This window comes from Klebsiella oxytoca, from assembly GCF_009707385.1.
GTDB classification, from domain to species: Bacteria; Pseudomonadota; Gammaproteobacteria; order Enterobacterales; family Enterobacteriaceae; genus Klebsiella; species Klebsiella oxytoca_C.
The window spans coordinates 1575288-1599814 of record NZ_CP046115.1 but is presented as its reverse complement, the minus strand read 5'-3'; the positions used below and the strand labels follow the sequence as shown (position 1 = coordinate 1599814).

The following is a 24527-nucleotide window of genomic DNA, read 5'->3' as shown; positions in this document are numbered from 1 at the left end:
CCCTGCACCCTGTCGATTAATGTTCTGATTTAACGAATTTTTCATAGCCGTGCTTGACTGACAAATGCATAAAAGGCATAAGATAAAGCGAAATAGTATTAGCCATCCGGATGTCCAGACATAACATCGGGTTAGCAAAACAGAACAAGGACAGCATTGATGAGTCACAGCGATATCCGCGTGGTCCCCGGCCCCGCCAACTACTATTCCCATCCCGGCAGCCTTGCCCGACTGCATGATTTTTATAGCGAAGAACAGCTTTCACGCGCGGTGTGGATTTACGGCGAACGGGCTATCGCTGGCGCAGAGGCTTTCCTGCCGGAAGCGTTTAACGCGCCCGGCGCGAAAAAAATCTTATTTAAAGGCCACTGCAGCGAAAACGATGTCAGCGAACTTGCCCGCGCGTCCGGCGACGATCGCGCGGTAGTGATCGGCGTCGGCGGCGGCGCACTGCTCGATACCGCGAAGGCGCTGGCCCGCCGTCTCGGTTTGCCGGTAGTGGCGATCCCCACTATCGCCGCGACCTGCGCGGCGTGGACGCCGCTGTCGGTGTGGTATAACGATGCCGGTCAGGCGCTGCAGTTTGAAATTTTCGACGACGCCAACTTCCTGGTGCTGGTGGAGCCGCACATTATTCTGAACGCCCCGGCGGAATATCTGCTGGCGGGGATCGGCGATACCCTGGCGAAATGGTATGAAGCGGTGGTGCTGGCCCCACATCCGGAGACGCTGCCGCTCACCGTGCGTCTTGGCATCAACGGCGCGCTGGCCATTCGCGATGTGCTGCTGGAAAGCAGCGAAACCGCGCTGGCCAACCAGCAGCGTGGGGAGCTAACCCAGGCTTTCCGTGACGTGGTGGATGCGATTATCGCTGGCGGCGGTATGGTGGGCGGATTAGGCGAGCGCTATACCCGCGTTGCCGCCGCCCATGCGGTGCATAACGGGCTGACGGTGCTACCGCAGACCGAAAAATATCTGCACGGAACCAAAGTCGCCTACGGTATTCTGGTGCAGAGCGCCCTGCTCGGCCAGGATGACGTGCTGGCACAGCTGGTGCGGGCGTATCAGCGCTTTAATCTGCCAACCACGCTGGCGGCGCTGGAGGTGGATATCAACAACCGTGAACAGCTGGATCGCGTCATCACTCATACCCTGCGCCCGGTAGAATCCATCCATTTCCTGCCGGTTGCGATCAACGCCGAAACCCTGCGCGCGGCGTTTGAAAAAGTCGAACGTTTCGCCGTATAACTCCCCCGTTCTGTTCGCCTCTGCCGCACGGCGGAGGCGCTTTCGAGCCGCCTCGCAAAGCTGATTTTTCCGTCTTTATGCTGCCTTAAATCAACGCTATGGTCCTCTATAAGAAAATTAAAATTTACTTATAATCTTATTATTTACTTATAAAGAGCTTTGGCTTAAAGTGGAGGTCAGGGTGATCGTTTTTTGGTCAAAAAGTGCAGAAAAGCAGCTCGCCGCAATTGATTCCCGCTATCAGTAGAGAATCAAAGAAAAGCCACGAGCCATGGATGATAAAAATGCACCGGCTCCGGACATTAAGAAACTCAAGCAGCCGGCGTCCAAAGATCATTATCGATTGCGTGTAGGTGATTATCGAATCATCTTCACTCAGTTTGAGGGGATATCTGGAAGCTGTTATGTCGTAGCAATAAAACGCAGAACCTCAACAACCCGTCTTCACGAGGAGGCAACGCCCTATGGCAGTGCAACTAATTAAGGATGACGAGGGCAACCCACAGTATGTGGTTATCCCTTATAACGAATACTTCCAGATGCGCCTGAAAATGGCGGAATACGATGATGAGCAAGAGGATGTGTGGGAAGACATCCCCTACGAATCCGATGAATATGACAGCGTTCCATTACCAGATGGCGTTTGCGACATCATGCATCGTGAGAAAGTCAGCCTGCAGGCCGCCTGGCGCATTCTGCGCGGCCTGTCGCAGCAGGAGGTTGCCGATAAGCTCGGCATTAGCCAGTCTGCGGTTTCCCAGCTGGAGGCCGTCGACTCCCGTCCGCAAAAGCGCACCCGCGAAAAGCTAGCGGCAATTTACGGCTGTACGCAGGAGCAAATCAGCCTGTATCTGCCGAAAGAGGGCTAACAGCACTTCGCGCCGCCTTTGCCGCCGTAGCGCGCGTCCTGGCGCTCGCGAAAAAACTCTTCGTAGGTCATCGGCGTTTGCTCGGGATGCGTGGCGCGAATGTGCTCGACATAGTTGTCGTAATCCGGCACGCCGATCATCATTTTCGCCGCCTGACCTAAATATTTTCCTGCTTTCGAAAGGGAATCAAACATTTTTAGCTCTCATCATCGCCCCCCTTCTCATAAGGGGGGCGATATCGTTACGCCCTAGTGGGCGCGTTTGGCCTGGGTTACCAGGCTGTCTGCATCAGCAGGCATCTCCTGGTAAGGGGTTTCTTTCGCCGTTGGCTTGTCTTCTTTCAGCGCCGCCAGCGCGGTTTTAATTGAGAACAGCGCCAGCACCACGACCACGACCATAAAGAAGATGGTCAGACCGGCATCCAGACGGTTGTTAAACACCAGCTGCGCCAGCTGCGACTCGGTATACTGCGGCGGAATATTGCCGCTGTCGATCATCGCCTGGAACTTATTGGCAATCGCCAGGAACCCAACTTTCGTATCGGTGCTGAACGACTTCTGCCAGCCCGCGGTTAAGGTACATACCAGCAGCCAGGAGGTCGGCAGCAGCGCCACCCACGCATAGCGCTGGCGCTTCATCTTAAACAATACCACTGCACAGAGCATCAGCGCCATTCCTGCCAGCATCTGGTTAGCAATACCAAACAGCGGCCACAGCGTGTTGATACCGCCAAGCGGGTCAACCACGCCCTGATGCAGGAAATAGCCCCACGCCAGTACGCACAGCGCCGTCGCCAGCAGGTTGGCAGGCAGAGAACTGGTTTGCTTCAACCCCGGACTGATGACCCCCAGCAGGTCCTGGAGCATAAAGCGCGCCGCGCGCGTCCCCGCATCCACCGCGGTCAGGATGAACAGCGCCTCAAACAGAATCGCGAAGTGGTACCAGAAGGAGACGTCCATCAGGCCGCCCAGCGAGCCGTGCAGAATGTAGGCCATACCCACCGCCAGCGTCGGGGCGCCGCCCGCGCGGGAGATAATCGACTGCTCGCCCACTTCGTTAGCAATCTGATTGAGCGTATCCGGGGTCACGGTAAAGCCCCAGCTGCTCACCACCTGCGCCGCCGACGCCACCACATCGGTCACGCCCGCCGGAGCCAGAACCGCCATCGGGCTGTTCATGGCGAAATAAACGCCCGGATCGATAATGCAGGCCGCCACCAGCGCCATGATCGCCACGAAGGACTCCATCAGCATACCGCCGTAGCCGATAAAACAGGCTTGTCCTTCGTTGGCCAACATTTTCGGCGTAGTGCCTGAAGAGATAAGCGCATGGAAGCCAGAAACCGCGCCGCAGGCGATGGTGATAAACAGAAACGGGAACAGGTTGCCGCTCCACACCGGCCCGGTGCCGTCGATAAACTTGGTCAGCGCCGGCATCGTCAGCGTCGGGCGCATAATCAGGATCCCGATCGCCAGGCCGACGATAGTGCCGATTTTCAGGAAGGTGGAGAGGTAGTCGCGAGGTGCCAGCAGCAGCCACACCGGCAGCACGGCGGCGATAAAGCCGTAACCTACCAGAATCCACGTGAGCTGCACGCCGGTATAGTCAAACCACGGTGCCCAGGTCGGGCTTTCCGCCACCCAGCCGCCGGAAATGATGGCGAATACCAGCATCACCAGACCAATGACCGATACTTCGCCAATGCGCCCGGGGCGCAGGTAGCGAATATAGATCCCCATAAAAATCGCCAGCGGAATGGTGAACGCCACGGTGTAGGTCCCCCACGGACTGTGGGTCAGCGCTTTCACCACGATCATCGCCAGTACCGCAAGGATGATCACCATGATCATAAAGCAGGCCACCAGCGCCAGCACTCCGGCGGTTGGCCCCATCTCCTCTTTGACCAGCTCGCCGAGCGAACGTCCATCGCGGCGGGTGGAGACGAACAGCACCATAAAGTCCTGCACCGCCCCGGCCAGCACCACGCCGGCGAGGATCCAGATCATCCCCGGCAGATAGCCCATCTGCGCCGCCAGCACCGGGCCAACCAGCGGCCCTGCTCCGGCTATGGCCGCAAAATGGTGACCGAACAGCACTTTTTTGTCGGTCGGGACGTAGTCGAGACCGTCGTTGTGACGCACCGCCGGGGTCATGCGCGTCGGGTCGACCGCCAGCACGTTTTTAGCGATATACAGGCCGTAGAAGCGATAGGCGATCAGATAGACGCAGACTGCCGCGACGACAATCCATAGCGCATTAATCTGTTCACCACGGTTGAGCGCGATATAGCCGAGGGCAAAGGCTCCGATAACGGAGAGTATTGTCCAGATGAGGTATTTCCCTGAATTATTCATCATTGTGTTCCGCTGGTAGGGTAATCCGGATGTTACAGTTTGTTTCTAGAACACAATGTAGATTTTAACAACTCAGAAACGGTGCAGATGTCGTCTTGCGGTAAGGATTTATCTCACATTGCAAGCGAGATCACTTCTGGTGGGAAATGGATGAAAATGGGGGAGGATAATCTGAAATGACATCGCAGATTGTTTCCCGGGGGCGGGCTACCTGTCCGCAGACCGCCGGGGACGCGTAGCCCGGACAGATGTGCAGCATCGCCTCCGGGAAAATTCTGCAACACCCTGCGCGCTTCTCCCGGGGGCGGCGCGTTGCGCCTTGCCCGGGCTACCACACCGCAGACCGCCGGGGACACGTAGCCCGGACAGATGCGCAGCATCGCCTCCGGGAAAATTCTGCAACACCCTGCGCGCTTCTCCCGGGGGCGGCGCGTTGCGCCTTGCCGGGCTACAGGACCGCAGACCGCTGGGGATGCCTTGCCCGAGCTACCTGCCCGCAGACGGCTAGAATCCCGTAGCCCGGCTAAGGCGTTCACGCCGCAAGCCGGGATCAGGTTTCCTCAGCCGAGGACCGCCGTACCCAGACGGCAGGTGCAGCAGCGTCGTCCGCGTTCGTCGAATATCGCAATCTCCCAGCTCTGGCCCTGGCGTCCCAGGTGCAGCGGGCGGCACTCGCCGCGCACTTTACCGCTGGAAACCGCCCGGTGATGGGTGGCGTTAAGTTCGGTTCCCACCACGCACTGCCCCTCTTCGGTCATCAACCATCCGGCCATGGAGCCGAGGGTTTCCGCCAGCGCCGCGGATGCCCCGCCGTGCAGCAGCCCGAACGGCTGATGGGTTCGCGTATCGACCGGCATTTCCGCCTCCAGTACGCCCTCCTCCAGCCGGGTATAGACAATCCCCAGATGCGCCACCATCGTATTTGCGCTGGTCGCGTTAAGCTCATCGATCGTCAGCAGACGTTTCCAGGCCATCTATGCCCCCAGCGTTGAGCCGCCGTCCACCACAATATCCTGCAGCGTGATATGGCTGGCGTGGGCGGAAGCGAGGAACAGAATGGTACTGGCAATCTCCTGCGGCCGGGCGATTTTGCCCAGCGGAATACCCAGCTTAAACTGCTCGCCGAAGCCGCGAATGCGCTGCTGCTCAGCATCATCGCTGATCCATAGCGTGCGCTGCATATCGGTATCGGTAGAACCGGGAGAAACCAGATTACAGCGTACGCCGCTGCCCGCCAGCTCCAGGCCAACGGTCAGCGCCAGGCTCTTTAGCGCCGCCTTCGACGCGCCGTAGGCGCTCATGCCGATACGCGGAGTATGGGCTGCATCGGACGCCACGGTCACTATCGCCCCGCCCTTCTGGCGACGGAACTGCGCCATCGTCTGCTGAAACAAATTAAACGCCCCGCCGACGTTGACGGCGAAGCTCTGCTGCCAGTCTTCCTGGCTCAGCGTATCGGTCGCCCCCATGCGCAAAATTCCGGCGGCATTGACCAGCACATCCAGTCGATCGATGTTATCCAGCAGGCGACCGCATACCTGCGCCACCTGCTGCGCGTCGGCGACGTCCAGCGTCTCGGTGGCAAACGGATAGCTTTCGCCATCAAAAGCCAGATCAAAACCGGTCACCTTTGCCCCGGCCTCAACGAACGCCATCGCGGTGGCATAGCCGATGCCCTTACCCGCTCCGGTCACCCACACGGTCTGGCCGTGAAAATCTAATCCAGCCATTATTTCACCTCGCGGGAAAGCAGCGCCCACCAGGCATCGATGGTGGGGTTTTTCGCCAGCACCACAAAGTCGATATCGCCGTGAACTTTCCGCCAGCGGGCGGCCAGCGCCATCATGCGCACCGAATCCAGACCGTAGTCGATCAGGTTTTCGTCATCCATTGGCTCGTCGGATTCATCCAGCAGCGGCAGCACCAGCGCGCGCAGCGCCGCCTTCGATGCCGGCAGCGGCAGCAGTTCTTCGGTCATCACCACGCGACCGGAGCGACCCGCCACGTAGTTGAGCGCCATCAGATGCTCTTCCCGGCTGAAATCGGCCAGCGCATCGGCAACAAAGAACGGCTTAATATCGCGCATAAACGCGTCGGTCGCGGTGGTCATGCAGCCGATATGGGCGTACACGCCGGTGATGATCAGCTGATCGCGCCCCGTCTCCTTCAGCATCTCTTCCAGCGGAGAACGATGAAACGCGCTGTAGCGCCACTTCACCAGCACGGTGTCATTGTCGTCCGGCGCCAGAGCGGCAATGACCTGCTGCTGTTCCGGAGAGCGGGTTAAACCCGGCCCCCACATATCGTTCAGCAGCGCACGGTCTGCATCGCTCTGCTCTTTGGGTTGGGCGGTATAAAAGACCGGGATGTTATTTTGCTTGCAGAACTCGCGCAGGGCAGCGATGTTGGCCACCACTTTCTCCATCATCGCGCTGTTTTCGCCCCAGAAGTTGAGGAAATACTCCTGCATATCGTGGATTAACAGCGCGGCGCGGGACGGCTCAAAGGCCCAGTTCACTTTGTTCGCCGGGATATCGCTGGCTTCCGGCAGCGCGTAAGCCTGTAATTTTGGGATTGCCATTCTGTCCTCTCTTTCAGCCCAGCTTGCGTTCAGCCAGCCACTGACGTAATTGTTTTTTATCGACTTTGCCCACCGGCGTCAGCGGCAGCGTGTCAACGCACTCCACCCGGTCCGGCAGTTTAAATTCTGCGACCCCCTGTTCCCGCAGAAAACGGCGTACCGCGACCGCGCGCAGGGGCTCTTTCACTACCAGATACGCACAGCTTTTTTCACCGAGCAGGCTATCTTCCATGCTGACCAGCGCGACGTGGATCGCCGCCGGATGGCGCAGCAGCAGGTTTTCGATCTCTTCCGCCGCGATCTTCTCTCCGCCGCGGTTGATCTGATCTTTTTCCCGCCCCTGGACGGTGATATAGCCGTCTTCATCAATCGAGATCAGATCGCCCGAGCAGTAGAAACCGTTGGCATCAAAGGCTTCGGCGTTATGCTGCGGGCTCTTGTAATAGCCGCGGAAGGTGTATGGGCCACGGGTCATCAGCCGTCCGACTTCGCCGCGCGGCAGCGGATTTCCGTCGGCATCGGCCACCCACACTTCATCATCCGGGCACATCGGGCAGCCCTGGGTATTGATAATGCGCTCCGGGCTGTCGTCGAGGCGGGTATAGTTCACCAGCCCCTCCGCCATGCCGAAGACCTGCTGCAGCTGGCAGCCGATTTCCGTCGGAATACGCGCGGCGAGGGTGGCGGAAAGGCGTGCGCCGCCCACCTGCAGCAGCCGCAATGATTGCAGCTGAGCATTGCTACCGACGTCGTGGATCTCCTGTAGCCAGAGGCTGACCGCAGGCGGGACCAGCGAGGTCAGGTTAATCTGGTGCTTTTCGATCAGCGGGAAACACAGCGTCGCGCTCGGATCGTGCGCCAGCACCACCACGCCACCGGCGAGGAACACGCCTAATGAACCCGGCGAACTCATCGCGTAGTTATGGGCGGCGGGAAGCGCGTTCAGATAGCGCGTTTCGGCACTCACGCCGCACAGCTCATTGCTGCGGCGAATGCTGTAGTCATAATCGTTATGAGTGCGCGGAATCAGCTTCGGCGTGCCGGTACTGCCGCCGGAAAGCTGGAAAAACGCCACCTCGTCGGCAGGCGTCGGGTTGGCAACGAAATCATCGCCAGGCCGATCGATGGCTGCCGCCAGGCTTTGCTCGCCGCAGTCGTTCAGCAGCAGCGTCACGCGAACCGACGAATGCTGCTCAACAAAAGCGTTGAGAAAAGCATCATCGGCAAACAGCGCGTGTTCGCGGTCGGCAATCAGCAAAGCGGGTTCAATCTGCGCGGCGTAGGCGTTCAGCTCGCTACGTTGATGGCTGAACAGCGCATTGACCGGCGCAACGCCGATACGCAGCAGGGCGAAAAAAGTAATATAAAATTCCGCAACGTTGCCCAGCTGCACCAGCGCCGTTTCGCCGCGCTTCAGCCCCTGACGCTGTAACGAAGCGCCAAGATTATCGACCAGGCGGTTGAATTCGCGGTAGCTGTAGCTTTTATCGCCGTCGATAATGGCGGGCGCGTCGTTCTCCGCATGACGGGTAATCAGATTGGTTAGCGGCAGATCCTGCCAGTAACCTTTTTGCCGGTAGCGGGTCGCAAAATCTTCCGGCCAGCGGGTAAATTCGATCATGATCATCCCTTATTGCAAGCCGAAAACGTTCAGCATGGTGGTCAGTTTGACGCCGGTTTCGCGCCACTCGCCCAGCGGTGAAGAGGCAGGAACGATACCTGCGCCGGCAAATAGCCGCAGGGTGCGCTGGTGCAGGCGCGCGCAGCGGATGGTGACCACCCATTCGCCGTTGCCTTCGTCGTCGCACCAGCCGACAATCCCGCCAAACAGCTGGCGGTCGAACGACTCCAGTTCGCTAATCAGGCGTTTCGCCGCCTGATGCGGGAAGCCGCTCAGCGCCGGGGTCGGGTGCAGCAGGCAGGCCAGCGACATCGCGTTTTCGTTTGCCAGCGCGGAGCCCTGAATCTGCGTCGCCAGATGCCACAGGGTCGGTGTGGTAATGAGCTGCGGAGAATCCGGTAGGGAAAGTTCGCTGCTGCGCGGCGCTAATACGGCCTTCATCGCCTGGGTCACCAGCTCATGCTCGTGACGATCTTTTTCCGATGCCAGTAGCTTGTGCCCCGCTTCGCGATCCAGTATATCGTCCGGCTGACGGCGGGCGGAACCGGCCAGCGGCAGAGAGCTGAAATGCGAACCTTCTTTACGCAGCAGCAGCTCCGGGCTGGCGCCCAGCAGTACGCCGCCGTCCGAGAGCGGCACGTGGAAGTTAAAGCTGGCAGGGTTCTGGGCGATCAGTCGCTCAAGCAGCGCCCCGCTATCAACCCGTTTGCTGGTAGTAATATCAATCAGGCGCGACAGGACCACTTTGTCCACTTCCGGCGTAGCGGTCAGGGCCGCGGCGCGCGTCACCATGGCCATGAAAGTATCCTGTCCGGGGATCTCCTGGCGCTGGACGACATCCATCGGGGCCTGTCCGCACGTATAGCGTGCGGAGTGCTGCTTTTCCGTACGGGAAAACGCTTCCCAGCGCTCAGGGATAAAGAGCTCGGACGGCTCGCTGGTATCAAACGGAATGGCGCCGACCATCACCGGCTTAGCGATCCCGGCGGCCCGCGCCGCTTTAAACGCGGCCGCCATTTTTTGCTGGAATTCCCCATCAAGATTATCGCCATCGGCGGCAGGATGAGAAAATCGGCTAAAACAGCCAGCGGTGCTGAAACTGCGGTACGGCGACATAAAGAAGAAGCTTTCCGGCGGCAGGGTCATTTTTTTCTCCCGAACTTCCTCAGCCAACGATGTTTCCATATCATCCTCCAAAAATGATAAAGATATTACGAATAATTATCATTTATATTTTGGTTGGCTAACCTAAAAGGTATTGCGCTCTATGTCAACCGTACAGGTTGCATGTTGTGCTACTTATGCCCTGCATCTTTTAAATTGCCTCTTTGGCTGGCTGCCGATGACGCGCGCCTTTGCGAGGCCACCGGGGCAGCGTTCAAACCGGCTCACGGGAGCATCCTTGTTACCGCTTCCGAAGCGTTCTTCCGCTGCCGCCTCAAGGCACCTCGAATGATTCAGCACCAGGGCTTGCATCCATGCCGCGCAAAGTTGAAAATGAGAAGCATTTATCACAACTACATCAGGATGCGAATACGTGAATTTCTCCACCTTTTGCCGCCGTACCCTCCTCGCCGGCGGTCTGGCGATTTTAGGAATTAGCTCAGCGCTGGCGGCAGACTGGCCGCGCCAGATAACCGACAGTCGCGGAACGCACACGCTGGAAAGCCAGCCTCTGCGGATTGTTTCCACCAGCGTGACGCTGACCGGCTCGCTGCTGGCGATTGACGCGCCGGTGGTGGCCAGCGGAGCCACAACACCCAATAATCGCGTCGCCGATGGCCAGGGATTTTTGCGTCAATGGAGCGATGTGGCGAAAGCGCGCAAGCTGTCGCGTCTCTACATTGGCGAGCCGAGCGCTGAAGCCGTCGCGGCCCAGATGCCGGACCTGATCCTGATTAGCGCCACCGGCGGTGACTCGGCGATGGCGCTGTACGATCAGCTTTCGACCATCGCGCCGACGCTTATCATTAACTACGATGATAAAAGCTGGCAGACGCTGCTGACCCAGTTGGGTGAAATCACCGGTCATGAAAAACAGGCTGCGGAAAGAATTGCTGAGTTTGATAAAAAGCTGGCGGCGCTGAAAGAGAAAATGCAGCTGCCGCCGCAGCCTGTCACCGCGCTGGTCTACACCCCTGCGGCCCATAGCGCCAATATCTGGACCAAAGAATCTGCTCAGGGGCAGCTGCTCGAACAGCTGGGCTTTACCCTCGCCGACCTGCCCTCCGGGCTCCATGCCAGCCAGAGCCAGGGGAAACGCCACGATATTGTTCAATTGGGTGGGGAAAATTTAGCCGCCGGACTGAACGGTCAGAGCCTGTTCCTGTTTGCCGGGGATCAAAAAGATGCCGAGGCGATTTACGCTAACCCGCTGCTGTCGCATCTGTCCTCGGTCGAAGGTAAACGCGTTTATCCGCTGGGGACGGAAACCTTCCGCCTCGATTACTACAGCGCCGTGCTGGTGCTGCAGCGTTTAGCGGCGCTCTTTGCCTAAACAGATCTCCCGGCGCCAATTGCGGATAACCAGAATAATGCGCGCTTCTCCCGGGGGTGGCGCGTTGCGCCTTGCCCGGGCTACCCCACCGCAGACCGCCGGGGACGCATAGCCCGGACAGATGCGCAGCATCGCCTCCGGGAAAATTCTGCAACACCCTGCACGCTTCTCCCGGGGGCGGCGCGTTGCGCCTTGCCCGGGCTACTCCACCGCAGACCGCCGGGGACGCGTAGCCCGGACAGATGCGCAGCATCGCCTCCGGGAAAATTCTGCAACACCCTGCGCGCTTCTCCCGGGGGCGGCGCGTTGCGCCTTGCCCGGGCTACCACACCGCAGACCGCCGGGGACGCGTAGCCCGGACAGATGCGCAGCATCGCCTCCGGGAAAATTCCGCAACACCCTGCGCGCTTCTCCCGGGGGCGGCGCAAAGCGCCTTGCCCGGGTTACCGCACCGCAGACCGCCGGGAACGCGTAGCCCGGACAGATGCGCAGCATCGCCTCCGGGAAAATTCTGCAACACCCTGCACGCTTCTCCCGGGGGCGGCGCAAAACGCCTGCCCGGGTTACCGCACCGCAGACCGCCGGGGACGCGTAGCCCGGACAGATGCGCAGCATCGCCTCCGGGAAAATTCTGCAACACCCTGCGCGCTTCTCCCGGGGGCGGCGCAAAACGCCTGCCCGGACTACCGCATCGCAGACCGCCGGAGACGCGTAGCCCGGACAGATGCGCAGCATCGCCTCCGGGAAAATTCTGCAACACCCTGCGCGCTTCTCCCGGGGCGGCGCAAAACGCCTGCCCGGGTTACCGCACTGCAGACCGCCGGGAAAGCGCAGCGAAAGTTAACTTTCGCTGACCCTCTCCGGGCGCTGAAAGCGGCGCAGTTCGCGCAACAGTCCCACCAGCACCACGCCGACAATCACCAGCGCCCAACCGCTGGCGCTCGCCGAAGCGGCCGGCGTCAGAATCGCCCCCAGACCGCCGAGCAGCGCCGCGCCTATCGCATCGCCGGTTACGTTCTGCGCGGTCCACAAACCGTTGATTCGTCCAAGCATATTTTCCGGAGTTTGCGTCTGGATCAGCGTGTATTGCAGCAGCGAGCTTATCGCGCTCAGCCAGCCAAATAGCGCCAGGCACAGCGCACCCAGCTCCCACACCGGCATCAGGCTAAACAGCGCAATAGCCACAAACGAGCCGACGGTGGTCGCCAGCATCAGCACGCCGGGCTTCGCCGTCTGCGCCAGCTGTCCGCTGGTCAACGCGCCGAATGCCGCCCCTAAAGGGATCGCGGCGTACAGCATCCCAATCTGCGACGCCGACATCTGCCAGCTTCCGGCCAGCGCCGGATAGAGTACGCGCACCGCGCTGGCCATCGTCAGCAGGCCGCCAAGCAGCGCGATGCCGCCGATAAGCGGGCTATTAAACAGAAACTTTAATCCCGCCTGCAGCGATTTCAGCGGATGCTCGCGCGGCTGCGGCGGCGGAGCCAGCAGCGGTAAACGCAGCAGGGTCAGCGTGGTAATAAAAGTGCCCGCCGCCGCCAGGCCATAGTTCCAGGCCACGCCGCCGGTCGCCAGCAGCAGACCGCCGATCATCGGCGAAATCACCGAGCCCAGCCGCACCGTTAACATGGTGATTGCTCCGGCCTGCATCAAATTTTCCCGACCGACCAGCGCCGGGGTCGCCGCCAGCAGCGCGGTCACGCCAATGGAAGCAAACAGGCCGTCCCAGATGCCCAGCAGATAGATAGCGATAAGCGACGGTTCCGGCATCATGGCATTGATGCACAGGCCGACGAAGCCGATGCCGCAGGTGCCGCGCGCCAGCAGAATCAGACGCTTACGTTCATAGCGGTCGGCAAGCACGCCGCCGATCATCAGACCGATAAACATCGAAGCGCCGGTCAGGGTTACCGACAACCCCACTTGCCAGGTCGAATGGGTCATCATCTGGATTTGTACCGGGATCGCTACGCCCAGCAGGCCAAGCGACAGAATTGAGATAAAGCGGGCGATAAAGACGGCACGAAAGGCCGGGTGAGTTTTCAGTAAGCTGAGATTCAGCAGCCAGGATTGTCGGTTCATGACAGCGCCTTGTTATTATTTTCCATACCATTTTTATGGGTGCACATGCTAACATAACTGAATAGAATCGATAACGATAATTACTATCATTATCATGCCAGGGATGTAAGCCATGTCGTTTTCAACGACCGCGGCGCGCGCCTTTGCCGTGCCGGGTCTATTAATCGTTTTAGCCATCGCCGTTACGCTCAGCCTGCTGATTGGCGCTAAGCCCCTGCCGTTTAGCGTCGTCGTGGAGGCACTCAGCGGTACCTGCCAGAGCGCCGATTGCACCATCGTCCTTGATGCCCGACTGCCGCGAACCCTCGCCGGACTACTGGCCGGGGCCGCGCTGGGTCTCGCCGGAGCGCTGATGCAAACGCTGACCCGTAACCCGCTGGCGGACCCGGGGATCCTCGGCGTTAACTCCGGCGCCAGTTTCGCTATCGTCCTGGGCGCGGCGCTGTTTGGTATCTCCTCGCCGCAGGAGCAACTGCTGATGGCTTTTTGCGGCGCGTTCGCCGCCTCGCTGCTGGTCGCCTTTACCGGCAGCCAGGGCGGCGGCCAGCTTAGTCCAGTCCGCCTGACTCTCGCAGGGGTTGCTCTGGCGGCTGTGCTCGAAGGACTGTCCAGCGGGATCGCCCTGCTGAACCCCGACGTCTATGACCAGCTGCGCTTCTGGCAGGCGGGTTCGCTCGACGTACGCACTCTGCAAACCCTGAAAATCGTGCTGCTGCCGGTGCTTATTGCCGGAGGAATTACGCTGCTGCTGAGCAGGGCTTTAAATAGCCTGAGCCTCGGCAACGATACCGCCACCGCGCTCGGCAGCCGGGTCGCCCGTACCCAGCTTATCGGGCTGCTGGCGATAACCGTCCTGTGCGGCAGCGCCACGGCGGTAGTCGGGCCGATCGCCTTTATCGGCCTGATGATGCCGCATCTGGCCCGCTGGCTGGTGGGAGCCGATCATCGTTGGTCGCTGCCGGTTACGCTACTGGCAACTCCTGCCCTGCTGCTGTTCGCCGACATACTGGGGCGCCTGCTGGTTCCCGGCGAGCTGCGGGTTTCAGTGGTTAGCGCCTTTATCGGCGCGCCGGTGCTGATCTGGCTGGTGCGCCGCCAGCCGCGCGGAGGTGGAATATGATAGCCCCTTCTCGCCGCCTGATTTTTAGCTGCCTGCTGCTGATCCTCGCCAGCCTGCTGGTCTCCCTGTGGGGGCTCGGTACCGGCCTGGTGCCGTTAAGCGTTGAACAGGTTATCTCGGCACTGCTCGGCGATGCGCCGCGTAACGTCGCCATGGTGGTAACCGAATGGCGTTTACCCCGCGTACTGATGGCGCTGCTGATTGGCGCCGCCCTCGGCGTCAGCGGCGCAATATTTCAGTCTCTGACCCGCAACCCGCTGGGCAGCCCAGACGTGATGGGCTTTAACACCGGGGCGTGGAGCGGCGTGCTGGTGGCGATGGTGATGTTCGGCCAGAACCTGGCGGCCATCGCCATGGCGGCAATGGCTGGCGGTATTCTCACCGCGCTGGTGGTCTGGCTGCTGGCGTGGCGTAACGGGATTGAAACCTTTCGCCTGATTATTATCGGCATCGGCGTGCGCGCCATGCTGGTAGCGTTCAACACCTGGCTACTGCTGCGCGCTTCGCTGGAAACCGCCCTCTCCGCCGGACTGTGGTATGCCGGCTCGCTGAATGGTCTGACCTGGGGAAAAACCTGGCCCTCCGCGCCGCTGATTCTCTTGATGCTGGTCTTCGCTGCGCTGCTGGCGCGACGCATGCGGCTGCTGGAGATGGGTGACGATACCGCCTGCGCGCTGGGCGTTCGGGTTGAGCGTTCGCGTCTGCTGTTGATGCTGGTCGGGGTGGTGCTGACCGCCGCCGCCACCGCGCTCGCCGGACCGATTTCGTTTATCGCTCTGGTGGCTCCCCATATCGCCCGACGCCTTAGCGGTACCGCCCGCTGGGGACTGGCCCAGGCGGCGCTGTGCGGGGCCCTGCTGCTGGCGCTTTCTGACTACTGCGCGCAGCGTCTGTTTATGCCCTATCAGTTACCGGTGGGCGTGGTGACCGTCAGCATTGGCGGCATCTACCTTATCGGGTTGTTAATTCAGGAGTCCCGCAAAAAATGACTGCTACCACCTCCCGTTTGCGCGGCGACCAGTTAACCCTGGCGTACGGCAAAAAGACCATCGCCGAATCGCTGAACGTGACCATTCCCGACGGCCACTTTACCGCCATCATTGGCCCCAACGGCTGCGGTAAATCGACGCTGTTGCGCACCCTGAGTCGCCTGATGACGCCCACCGACGGTCATGTCTGGCTCGACGGCGAGCAGATCCAGCGTTACGCCAGCAAGGAGGTTGCTAAACGCATCGGCCTGCTGGCGCAGAACGCGACCACCCCAGGTGATATTACGGTTCAGGAGCTGGTGGCCCGCGGACGCTATCCGCACCAGCCGTTGTTTACCCGCTGGCGCAAAGAGGATGAAGAGGCGGTCAGCAGAGCGATGAAGGCCACCGGCATTACCGACCTGGCGCGACAAAGCGTCGATACGCTCTCCGGCGGCCAGCGCCAGCGGGCGTGGATCGCCATGGTGCTGGCCCAGGAAACGGCGATCATGCTGCTGGATGAGCCAACCACCTGGCTGGACATCAGCCATCAAATCGATCTGCTGGAGCTCTTGAGCGAACTGAATCAGGAGAAGGGCTATACGCTGGCGGCGGTGCTGCATGACCTGAACCAGGCCTGCCGCTACGCCACCCATTTGATTGCCCTGCGCGAGGGCAAAATCGTCGCCGAGGGCGCGCCAAAGGAGATCGTCAACGCGGAGCTAATTGAAAAGATTTACGGTCTGCGCTGTACGATCATTGAAGATCCGGTGGCCCATACGCCGCTGGTAGTACCGCTCGGTCGAAAGTAGATCCTCCCGGCTCACGCTGCGCTTAGCCGGGCTACCAGTCTGGCAAAAACGGTAGCCCGAGTAAGACGTTTACACCGCAACCCGGGGAAATTACACGTCCTTGCCTCGTCCAGCCCTGGCTTCCCCGGCTCGCGCTACGCTTAGCCGGGCTACCCAGTCTCGCAGAAACGCTAGCCCGAGTAAGGCGTTTACACCGCAACCCGGGGAAATTACATGTCCTTGCCTCGTCCAGCCCTGGCTTCCCCGGCTCGCGCTGCGCTTAGCCGGGCTACCAGTCTGGCAGAAACGGTAGCCCGAGTAAGGCGTTTACGCCGCAACCCGGGGAAATTACACGTCCTTGCTTCGTCCAGCCCCGGCTTCCCCGGCTCGCGCTGCGCTTAGCCGGGCTACCAGTCTGGCAGAAACGGTAGCCCGGGCAAGGCGTTTACGCCGCAACCCGGGAGTTTTTCTATCCTTCCCCGAGAATCTCCCTGACCACCGGGCCAATCGCCTCAAAGGCCTGCGGGGAGATAATATCCACATGGGCACAATTCTGGCTAAAAACCTCCAGCTCTACAACCCACGGCCCCCACACCACCTGCGGATCCATCCCGGCCTGGCGGGTTTTCTCCGCGACAAACAGCGTCGCCTTACCGTCAAACTTCGCGCTGTGCGCGGTGGTCAGCAGGCGTACCGCATCGGCGTAGTTGCCCTCGATAACGCTGAATAGCTCGCCGGAAGCCTGCCCCTGCTGTGCGGCCAGAAACGCTTCGCGTTCACTAGCTATCTCCGCCAGTACCTCCGGGTCCAGACCGTTAGCTTCTTTCTCCGTCCAGTTCTGGGTTTCCGGCGGCCAGGTATCCAGCAGCCCGAGGAAGGCCACCGCTTCGCCGCGCTGGCGTAAACGGGCGGCAATCCCCTGCGCCAGGGTGCCGCCGAGCGAATAACCGAACAGATAATAGGGGCCGTGCGGCTGCTGCGAAAGCAGGGTTTGCAGATGATGCTCGCAGACCGCATCCAGATCCGCCGCCGTCGCCATTGGCCCCAGTGGGCGCGGCGACTGAATGCCGGTAATAGACCAGCGCGGGCTTAAATAACGCGCCAGCACGCTGAACTGCCAGGCAAAACCGGAGGCTGGATGGAAGCAGAAAAGCGTCGGGCCGTCGCTCTCGCGCAGCGGCAGAATCGCGTCGAAGCCCAGCCGCTGCGCCTGCTCATCGCTGAGATCCGAAGCCAGCAGCGCGCTCAGTTTGCCAACGCTAGAAGCGACCATCACCTGCCCCGGCGTTACCTGACGTTCCAGCTCGCGGCTGAGCAGCACCGCGAGACGCATCGCCAGCAGCGAATGGCCGCCGAGGGCGAAGAAATCGGCGTCAATATCATTGATCTCACAGCCCAACAGCTGGCTGAATGCCGAGGCAACGGCGGTTTCCATGCCCGGTTCCGGCGGACGACCGCTGCTCTCGCGGCTTAGCGTCGGCAGCGGCAGCGCTTTACGATCCAGCTTCCCGTTAGCGCTCAGCGGCAGCTCCGGCAGCTGAATCAGCACCACCGGCACCATATGCGGCGGCAGCTGTTCGCCGAGCCGCGCTTTAAGCGCTGCGGTATCCAGCGGCAGGCCAGATTCAGAAACCAGATAGCCCACCAGCTGACGGGCATCGCCGCCGATCGACACCGCCTGATTAAAGATACAGGCGTGAGCCACCGTCTGCTTGACGTCCGGCAGCGCCGACATCGCGCGGTCAATCTCTCCCAGTTCAATCCGCTGGCCGCGAATTTTCAGCTGGTCGTCGCTGCGCCCAAGATATTCCACCGCGCCGCTATCAAGCCAGCGGGCAACGTCGCCAGTGCGGTACATGCGCTCGCCCGGCGCGTAAGGGTCGGCAATAAAGCGGCTGGCGGTCAAATCGGGACGCCCCAGATAGCCCTGCGCCAACTGAATACCGGTCAGGTAGAGATCTCCCGCCACGCCCGGCGGCACCGGGCGCATTGACGCATCGAGAATGCGCAACCCGGTATTCCACACCGGCCAGCCAATCGGCACGCTGGTGCCGGTTACCGCGGCCAGCTCGGGCCCGCAGGCCGGATACCAGCTGACGTCCACCGCCGCTTCCGTCGGGCCGTACAGGTTATGCAGCGGCGCGCCGGTCAGCAGCTCCCACTCCCGGCACAGCGCCGTCGGCAGCGCTTCTCCGCTGCAGAATACCCGGCGCAGAGTCTGGCAGGAGGCGACGTTTTTCGCATCCAACGAGGCGACGAACGCCGCCAGCATCGACGGGACAAAATGGGTGGTGGTCACGCCGTAGCGGGCAAAAAACTGCTGCATCGCCAGCGGGTCGCGATGGGCTTCCGGTTCGGCCATCACCAGCTGCGCGCCGGCGATAAACGGCCACCAGAACTCCCATACCGAAACATCAAAGCTGCACGGCGTTTTCTGCGCCACCACATCGTCGGCGGTGAGCGGATAGTGGTCCTGCATCCACAGCAGGCGGTTAACGATGGCGGTCTGCCCGACCATCACCCCTTTCGGTCGCCCGGTAGAGCCGGAGGTAAAGATGATATACGCGGTATGCTCAGGCTGCGAGAGCGCCAGCGGCGCGGAGTCGCCCGCCGCCAGCGGCTGCTGGTAGCAGAGGCTTTCCAGACCGGGAATATCGCTAAAGCGCGCCAGCTGATCCTCAGAGGTAATCAGCAGCGACGGACGGGCATCTTCCAGCATCATCCGCAGACGGTCGTCGGGATAGCCGGTATCCAGCGGCAGCCACGCGGCTCCGGCTTCAACAATGCCGTGCAGCGCCAGCGTCAGGAATACCGAACGCGGCAGCGCCACCGCCACGCTATCGCCCGGCTTAACGCCGCGCGCGCGCAGTAATTCCGCCAGCGCCACTACCTGCTGGCGCATTTCGCGGTAGCTGAACTGCCTGCTGGTGTCCGCCAGCGCGGGCGCATCGGGAGTTTTCGCCGCCTGCTCCGCCACCAGCGCGCTCAGAGTCGTAAGCGGCAGATCAATAGCGGTGGCGTTTACCTGCTGAAGCCGTGCCGTTTCCGCCGCCGACAGCATATTCGCTTCGCCGCAGCGCAGGCCCGGATTATCGGCAAACTGCATCAGCAATGCCGATAGCCGGGCAATATGCCCGCGCAGCGTCTGTTCATCGTATCGCTGTTTATTGGCCAGAACCTCCAGCGACAGGCCGCCCGCTTCGTCAGGGAAAAGCGCCAGCTCCAGGTCGTTGACCGGGCCGGTCGCCAGGGTGTGGGTAATGGCCCGTACGCCGTCAATATCCAGCTGATAGTCAAAGACTTTAATATTGAGTACCGGGCCAAACAGCGGTTCATCGCCCGCCGCCTTGCCGCTATCGCGGACAATCTGTTCGGCGTCGTAGCGCTGATGGCGGCGCATTTTCTTGAGCTGTCCGGCAAGACGAATCGCCAGCTCCGGCAGCGTTTCCCCGGCGTCAATATTGACCGCCAGCGGCAGAACGTTGAGCACCGGTCCGCTGGCGGTTAACGCCGCAGAGCCCATACGGCGCATAAAAATAAAGCCCGCAGCGTACTCCATTCGGCTGCACAGCCGCCCCAGCCACAGGGCGGTTAACGCCAGCGCCAGATCCGCGCGCTGGCACTGCGGTGCGCCTGCTGCCAGCCGGTTAAAGGCTCCGGCCTCGACCTCCAGCTTCATGCGCCAGATATCGGTGCTGGTCGCCCTTCCCGCCAGCGGCGCGTCCGAAAGCGAGGCCGGAGCCGGCAGCGCTTTACGCTGCGCCTGCCAGAACGCTTTGTCACGCTGCCAGGCATCGCTGCCATAATAACGCTGGTACTCTTCCACCACTTCGGAGAAGGGGGTAAACGGTGAAGCCGGCGTCTGTTCACCGCGCTGCCAGGCGCGATAAATCGCCGCGATCTGGCGGGTAATGGCCGGGAAGCTGAAGCCGTCGACCAGCAAATGGTGATAACGCTGATACCAGTACCAGCGCTTATCGCCCACCCGCAGCAGCTGATGGCAGACCAGCGGATTACCGCCATCCACGCGCAGGTTCTGTCCGAGATCGGACTGCATCAGCGCCAGCGCGGCGGCGTGCGGGTCGCTCGAATCGCGCAGGTCTTGATAGTCCGGCTCGGCAAAGATGCGGCGCTCATCGACCCACTGCCAGGCCTCGCCGTTATCTTCACAAAAGCGCATGCTGAGAGTATCGGCCTGCGACAGGCCGGTAACAATCGCCTGTCCCAGCAGAACCGGGTCGATATCGCCGCACAGTTCAACGTAGTGGGCAACGCTCCATGCGCCGGGCAGCGTCGAGAGACGCTCCGCCATCCAGATCCCCGGCTGAGCCGCAACCAGCGGTAAACGAGTGGTCATCATCGGCTCCTCAGGATACATGGTGAGCGGGGGTCAAAGTTGACCAGTTCGCCATAAGCCAGGCGTTGCACGCCTCTAACGACTGCGGCGGACACTCCACCATCCAGCCTTGCGGCAGCGCGCAGTGCTGTGGCCACAGGCTGAACTGCTGCTGATCATTGCGCAGGATATAAAACTGCTCTTGCGGGTTGTCGAAGGGGTTACTGAATTGCATGTCAAATTCCTCGTAAAGCGCGCTCTGCTACTCGTTTCGGCATAAAGGCTGCCACAGCTGGATAAGCCCCGCCGTCAGCCCGCCGCGCCAGCAAAGCGCATCATGCCCGCCGTCAACCTGACGCCAGAAAATCGTCTGCTGTTGCAGGCAAGCAAGCAGCGCCTGGTTCGTGCGAAAAATAATCGGCTCGCGGATCCCGGCTTCCAGCCAGATACGTAGCCCCTGCGGTTGTAATTCGCCGCGGCTGAGCCGCTCAATCAGCAGGCCCGTCTGCGCGCCGCCGCGATGCGGCCACCAGTAAGAGCCGGACTGGCTGAGCACGCAGCCAAAACGCTGCGGCCAATAGAGTGCGGCGAACATGGCGGCGAGACCGCCAAAGCTCTGCCCTGCCACCACCGTTCGGTCGGCGCGATCGCTGAAAGGCGTTATCTGATGAACCAGCGGCAACAGCTCTTCCTGCACCGCCAGCCAGAAGGCCTCATTGCAGGGAAGCTCTTCGGAGCGATGCTGGTCATCAATCACATCAATCAGTAGATAAACCGCCGGCGGCAGCCGTTTTTCGCGGGTTAATCCCGCCAGCGGCGACCATACCGGCATGCTTTCGGCCCAGAACTGGCCATCAAGCAGGATCGCCAGCGGGCGCTGTTGCGGATGGGCATCGCCGGTGGCGTAAATCCATATCCGTCGCGTATTGCCGAGACGCTGGCTGTGCCACTCAATGCAGACTGGAGGCTGATAGGGTTCATCGCGCAGCGACCATCCCGGCTGTTCAGGAGCTTCAGGCAGTTCCAGCGCGGAAACAGCATGACCGCGCCCGCCCTTCCAGCTTTGCCGGTTGAGCGGGTCGGCAATTGCGCGCGGCAGCAGCTTGCGCCAGCCTTCGCGCAGCAGCGCGTGGTCCGGGCTATCGGCGTTAAAAAGCTGAGGAGAAAAATCATCGTCGCGTGAAGAAGGAATAAAGCAGTAGCTGCCGCGCCAGGTAGGGGAAAGCGTAGTTTGCCAGAACCAGGCATCGGTACCGGGAATGCGCTGCAGCGTTTGCGGCTGCGCATTTTTATGATGGTCAGTTACGCCGGTGATATTAATCCACACCCGCTGGGTTGCCGAAGACGTTTCGTTGCCCGCCGGGTCGCGCCACCAGAAGGTCACCCGATACGCACCGTCCACGGCCTCAATCTGCGGACCGGTAATAATCTGCCACCAGTCGTCGCTTCCTGTCTTATGCATTCCTTTTCAACCCTATGTTTATCGTGACATTTATCAACGAACGCATTAATAAACGCAATATTTATTGATAATATTATTGATAACTATTTTCATTTGCAATAGCGTATTAGCGCGCTGTGGGAAGCGCGTCTTTCAAAAAATAAACATGTCAGAGAGCGCTTATGTAAAGCCGGGGCTTGCGGGTAAACAAATGAGCCCGAAAGCCGGATTCTGGTCAGCGACGGAGTGCCTGGGCCCTCTACTGGCAATATTGATACCGCCTATCCACCCGACGGAAAGGGCTTTTGAGGAAGGCGGCAACGAAAAGCAGGATTTACAATGAATAACAGGATCAAATCCCTGGCCTTGCTGGTCAATCTGGGAATCTACGGAGCTGCTTTTCCGCTGAGCGCGGCGGAAACGACCTCCGATAGCAAAGCCGCAACCGCTGATGAAACCATGGTCGTTACCGCTGCCGAGCAGAACCTGCAGGCGCCTGGCGTGTCAACCATCACCGCCGATGAAATTCGTAAACGTCCGCCTGCGCGCGACGTAGCTGAAATTATCCGTACCATGCCGGGCGTTAACCTGACCGGCAACTCCACCAGCGGCCAGCGCGGCAACAATCGCCAGATTGATATTCGCGGCATGGGCCCGGAAAACACCCTGATCCTGATAGACGGCAAGCCCGTGACCAGCCGCAACTCCGTGCGCCAGGGCTGGCGCGGCGAGCGAGATACCCGCGGCGATACCGGCTGGGTTCCGCCAGAAATGATTGAACGCATTGAGGTCCTGCGCGGCCCGGCTGCCGCACGCTACGGCAACGGCGCGGCGGGCGGCGTCGTCAATATCATCACCAAAAAAGGCGGCGACGAGTGGCACGGTTCCTGGAACACCTATCTGAACGCCCCGGAGCACAAAGACGAAGGGTCGACAAAACGCACCAACTTTAGCCTTAACGGGCCGCTGGGCGGAGATTTTAGCTTCCGCCTGTACGGCAACCTCGATAAAACTCAGGCCGACGCCTGGGATATCAACCAGGGCCATCAGTCCGAGCGTACCGGCAACTATGTTGATACGCTGCCTGCGGGCCGCGAAGGGGTAATTAACAAAGACATTAACGGCACGGTGCGCTGGGACTTTGCTCCAATGCAGTCTCTGGAGCTTGAAGCGGGCTATAGCCGTCAGGGCAACCTCTATGCCGGTGATACGCAGAACACCAATACTAACCAGCGGGTAAAAGATAACTACGGTAAAGAGACTAACCGCCTTTATCGCCAGAACTACTCCCTCACCTGGAACGGCGGCTGGGATAACGGCGTTACCACCAGCAACTGGGTACAGTACGAACACACCCGCAACTCCCGTACTCCGGAAGGTCTGGCGGGCGGAACGGAAGGCATTTTCGACCCGAACTCATCGGCGAAATACGTCGATTCCGATCTTAACGATGTGATGTTGCACAGTGAAGTCAGCATTCCGTTTGACCTGTGGGTTAATCAGAATCTGACGCTGGGTAGCGAATGGAACCAGCAGCGCATGAAGGATCAGTTATCCAACTCTCAGACCTTTATGGGCGGCGACATTCCGGGCTACGACAGCACTAACCGCAGCCCTTATTCGAAAGCAGAAATTTTCTCGCTGTTTGCCGAAAACAACATCGAGCTGACCGATACCACCATGCTGACGCCGGGTCTGCGCTTCGATCACCACAGCATCGTCGGTAACAACTGGAGCCCATCGCTAAACCTGTCTCAGGGCCTGTGGGATGACTTCACGTTAAAGATGGGCATCGCCCGCGCCTACAAAGCGCCAAGCCTGTATCAAACCAATCCTAACTATATTCTCTATAGTAAAGGGCAAGGCTGCTATGCGACCGGCGCCTCTACCGGTATCGGCTGCTATATGATGGGTAATGACGACCTGAAAGCCGAGACCAGCGTTAACAAAGAGATTGGCCTCGAATTTAAACGCGACGGCTGGCTGGCCGGGGTGACCTGGTTCCGTAACGATTATAAAAACAAGATTGAGGCGGGTACCGTTCCGCTGAGCCGCACCTCTATTACCAGCAAAGGGAAAACCACCTACACCGATATCTATCAGTGGGAAAACGTCCCTAAAGCGGTGGTTGAAGGGCTTGAAGGCACGTTGAATATTCCGGTTAGCGATACGATTAACTGGACCAACAACATTACTTACATGCTGCAGAGTAAGAATAAAGAGACCGGCGAACGACTGTCGATCATACCTGAATATACGCTGAACTCGACCCTCAGCTGGCAGGTGCGTCAGGATGTCTCGCTGCAGTCCACGCTGACCTGGTACGGTAAGCAAGAGCCGAAGAAATATGATTACCAGGGCAAACCGGTTACCGGTTCGGATAAGCAAGAAGTCAGTCCTTATAGCATCGTGGGCCTGAGCGCGACCTGGGACGTCAGCAAAAACGTCAGCCTGACCGGCGGCGTGGATAACGTCTTTGACAAACGCTTGTGGCGTGAAGGTAACTCCCAGACGACCGGAAGCACAACCGATGTTTCCTATATGAGAGGCGCAGGGGCGTATACCTACAACGAACCGGGACGTACCTGGTATATGAGCGTCAATACCCACTTCTGATGA

Annotated in this window: 18 protein-coding genes and 1 pseudogene; 8 read left to right on the top strand and 11 right to left on the bottom strand. The window is 60.2% G+C overall.

All coding sequences use genetic code 11. The features are described 5' to 3' along the window. Positions 1 to 159 precede the first annotated feature (159 nt). The 3 genes and pseudogenes from GJ746_RS07395 to GJ746_RS07390 all read left to right on the top strand — a co-directional run bounded on the left by GJ746_RS07395 (position 160) and on the right by GJ746_RS07390 (position 2117). A complete protein-coding gene (locus GJ746_RS07395; RefSeq protein ID WP_154679613.1) occupies positions 160 to 1248 on the top strand; it encodes an oxidoreductase in 1089 nt (362 codons plus the stop codon). A 181-nt stretch (positions 1249 to 1429) separates the two neighbouring features. After that, a pseudogene (locus tag GJ746_RS25360) lies at positions 1430 to 1732 on the top strand (type II toxin-antitoxin system RelE family toxin). Continuing rightward, positions 1713 to 2117 (top strand): helix-turn-helix domain-containing protein, encoded by a 405-nt coding sequence (locus GJ746_RS07390; protein WP_154679612.1) that lies wholly within the window; start codon positions 1713 to 1715, stop codon positions 2115 to 2117. Before GJ746_RS25360 ends, GJ746_RS07390 begins: the two are co-directional and overlap by 20 nt. Here GJ746_RS07390 and GJ746_RS07385 read toward each other — a convergent pair. The 7 genes from GJ746_RS07385 to entC form a co-directional block, all read right to left on the bottom strand. Continuing rightward, on the bottom strand, positions 2114 to 2311 hold the full coding sequence (locus GJ746_RS07385; RefSeq protein ID WP_154679611.1) for a YbdD/YjiX family protein: 198 nt from the start codon (positions 2309 to 2311) through the stop codon (positions 2114 to 2116). The two genes, GJ746_RS07390 and GJ746_RS07385, sit on opposite strands and share 4 nt — an antisense overlap. 54 nt (positions 2312 to 2365) lie before the next feature. After that, complete coding sequence (gene cstA / locus GJ746_RS07380) at positions 2366 to 4471, bottom strand: pyruvate/proton symporter CstA (protein WP_154682665.1); 2106 nt, start codon at positions 4469 to 4471, stop codon at positions 2366 to 2368. A gap of 560 nt (positions 4472 to 5031) precedes the next feature. Further along, positions 5032 to 5445 (bottom strand): proofreading thioesterase EntH, encoded by a 414-nt coding sequence (entH, locus tag GJ746_RS07375; RefSeq protein ID WP_154679610.1) that lies wholly within the window; start codon positions 5443 to 5445, stop codon positions 5032 to 5034. Continuing rightward, positions 5446 to 6201, bottom strand: a complete 756-nt coding sequence (gene entA / locus GJ746_RS07370) for a 2,3-dihydro-2,3-dihydroxybenzoate dehydrogenase EntA (protein ID WP_154679609.1) — start codon at positions 6199 to 6201, stop codon at positions 5446 to 5448. Then, a complete protein-coding gene (gene entB, locus GJ746_RS07365) occupies positions 6201 to 7052 on the bottom strand; it encodes an enterobactin biosynthesis bifunctional isochorismatase/aryl carrier protein EntB (RefSeq protein ID WP_154679608.1) in 852 nt (283 codons plus the stop codon). Before entB ends, entA begins: the two co-directional genes overlap by 1 nt. Positions 7053 to 7065: 13 nt before the next feature. After that, positions 7066 to 8673: a (2,3-dihydroxybenzoyl)adenylate synthase EntE gene (entE, locus tag GJ746_RS07360; RefSeq protein ID WP_154679607.1), complete on the bottom strand. Its 1608-nt coding sequence runs from the start codon at positions 8671 to 8673 to the stop codon at positions 7066 to 7068. Between the two features lie 9 nt (positions 8674 to 8682). Then, on the bottom strand, positions 8683 to 9858 hold the full coding sequence (gene entC / locus GJ746_RS07355) for an isochorismate synthase EntC (protein WP_154679606.1): 1176 nt from the start codon (positions 9856 to 9858) through the stop codon (positions 8683 to 8685). Positions 9859 to 10210: 352 nt separating this feature from the next. Here entC and fepB point away from each other — a divergent pair, with 352 nt between their 5' ends. Next, positions 10211 to 11170: a Fe2+-enterobactin ABC transporter substrate-binding protein gene (gene fepB, locus GJ746_RS07350; RefSeq protein WP_154679605.1), complete on the top strand. Its 960-nt coding sequence runs from the start codon at positions 10211 to 10213 to the stop codon at positions 11168 to 11170. A gap of 840 nt (positions 11171 to 12010) precedes the next feature. Here the strand turns inward: fepB and entS are convergent. Continuing rightward, positions 12011 to 13252 carry an enterobactin transporter EntS gene (gene entS, locus GJ746_RS07345; RefSeq protein ID WP_154679604.1) on the bottom strand — a complete coding sequence of 414 codons (1242 nt, stop codon included), beginning with the start codon at positions 13250 to 13252 and terminating at the stop codon, positions 12011 to 12013. A 112-nt stretch (positions 13253 to 13364) separates the two neighbouring features. Here entS and fepD point away from each other — a divergent pair, with 112 nt between their 5' ends. Genes fepD through fepC form a run of 3 tightly spaced genes read left to right on the top strand, consistent with a single transcriptional unit; the run spans position 13365 to position 16152 of the window. Continuing rightward, positions 13365 to 14372, top strand: coding sequence for a Fe(3+)-siderophore ABC transporter permease (fepD, locus tag GJ746_RS07340; protein ID WP_154679603.1), 1008 nt, complete (start codon positions 13365 to 13367; stop codon positions 14370 to 14372). Further along, entirely contained in the window at positions 14369 to 15361 is a 993-nt protein-coding gene (fepG, locus tag GJ746_RS07335) for an iron-enterobactin ABC transporter permease (protein ID WP_195908809.1), read from the top strand. The genes fepD and fepG overlap by 4 nt, the downstream gene beginning before the upstream one ends. Next, positions 15358 to 16152, top strand: a complete 795-nt coding sequence (gene fepC / locus GJ746_RS07330; protein ID WP_154679602.1) for an iron-enterobactin ABC transporter ATP-binding protein — start codon at positions 15358 to 15360, stop codon at positions 16150 to 16152. Before fepG ends, fepC begins: the two co-directional genes overlap by 4 nt. Positions 16153 to 16600: 448 nt before the next feature. On the opposite strand, the gene entF is transcribed toward fepC, so the two are convergent. From entF to fes, 3 genes are read right to left on the bottom strand one after another with little or no spacing between them, the layout of a single operon-like run. Further along, positions 16601 to 20488 (bottom strand): enterobactin non-ribosomal peptide synthetase EntF, encoded by a 3888-nt coding sequence (entF, locus tag GJ746_RS07325; protein WP_154682663.1) that lies wholly within the window; start codon positions 20486 to 20488, stop codon positions 16601 to 16603. A 10-nt stretch (positions 20489 to 20498) separates the two neighbouring features. Continuing rightward, entirely contained in the window at positions 20499 to 20702 is a 204-nt protein-coding gene (locus GJ746_RS07320) for an MbtH family protein (protein ID WP_154679601.1), read from the bottom strand. 27 nt (positions 20703 to 20729) lie between these two features. Continuing rightward, positions 20730 to 21929 (bottom strand): enterochelin esterase, encoded by a 1200-nt coding sequence (gene fes / locus GJ746_RS07315; protein ID WP_154679600.1) that lies wholly within the window; start codon positions 21927 to 21929, stop codon positions 20730 to 20732. Positions 21930 to 22247: 318 nt separating this feature from the next. Here fes and GJ746_RS07310 point away from each other — a divergent pair, with 318 nt between their 5' ends. After that, positions 22248 to 24524 carry a TonB-dependent siderophore receptor gene (locus GJ746_RS07310; RefSeq protein WP_154679599.1) on the top strand — a complete coding sequence of 759 codons (2277 nt, stop codon included), beginning with the start codon at positions 22248 to 22250 and terminating at the stop codon, positions 24522 to 24524. Positions 24525 to 24527: the final 3 nt, after the last annotated feature.

Coding starts and splice junctions, on each gene's coding strand:
- GJ746_RS07310 (WP_154679599.1), top strand. CDS start 22,248: ATGAATAACAGGATCAAATCCCTGGCCTTGCTGGTCAATCTGGGAATC.
- entA (WP_154679609.1), bottom strand. CDS start 6,201: ATGGCTGGATTAGATTTTCACGGCCAGACCGTGTGGGTGACCGGAGCG.
- entH (WP_154679610.1), bottom strand. CDS start 5,445: ATGGCCTGGAAACGTCTGCTGACGATCGATGAGCTTAACGCGACCAGC.
- GJ746_RS07390 (WP_154679612.1), top strand. CDS start 1,713: ATGGCAGTGCAACTAATTAAGGATGACGAGGGCAACCCACAGTATGTG.
- fepC (WP_154679602.1), top strand. CDS start 15,358: ATGACTGCTACCACCTCCCGTTTGCGCGGCGACCAGTTAACCCTGGCG.
- entS (WP_154679604.1), bottom strand. CDS start 13,252: ATGAACCGACAATCCTGGCTGCTGAATCTCAGCTTACTGAAAACTCAC.
- cstA (WP_154682665.1), bottom strand. CDS start 4,471: ATGAATAATTCAGGGAAATACCTCATCTGGACAATACTCTCCGTTATC.
- fepD (WP_154679603.1), top strand. CDS start 13,365: ATGTCGTTTTCAACGACCGCGGCGCGCGCCTTTGCCGTGCCGGGTCTA.
- entB (WP_154679608.1), bottom strand. CDS start 7,052: ATGGCAATCCCAAAATTACAGGCTTACGCGCTGCCGGAAGCCAGCGAT.
- entE (WP_154679607.1), bottom strand. CDS start 8,673: ATGATCGAATTTACCCGCTGGCCGGAAGATTTTGCGACCCGCTACCGG.
- GJ746_RS07385 (WP_154679611.1), bottom strand. CDS start 2,311: ATGTTTGATTCCCTTTCGAAAGCAGGAAAATATTTAGGTCAGGCGGCG.
- GJ746_RS07395 (WP_154679613.1), top strand. CDS start 160: ATGAGTCACAGCGATATCCGCGTGGTCCCCGGCCCCGCCAACTACTAT.
- entF (WP_154682663.1), bottom strand. CDS start 20,488: ATGACCACTCGTTTACCGCTGGTTGCGGCTCAGCCGGGGATCTGGATG.
- fepG (WP_195908809.1), top strand. CDS start 14,369: ATGATAGCCCCTTCTCGCCGCCTGATTTTTAGCTGCCTGCTGCTGATC.
- fes (WP_154679600.1), bottom strand. CDS start 21,929: ATGCATAAGACAGGAAGCGACGACTGGTGGCAGATTATTACCGGTCCG.
- GJ746_RS07320 (WP_154679601.1), bottom strand. CDS start 20,702: ATGCAATTCAGTAACCCCTTCGACAACCCGCAAGAGCAGTTTTATATC.
- entC (WP_154679606.1), bottom strand. CDS start 9,858: ATGGAAACATCGTTGGCTGAGGAAGTTCGGGAGAAAAAAATGACCCTG.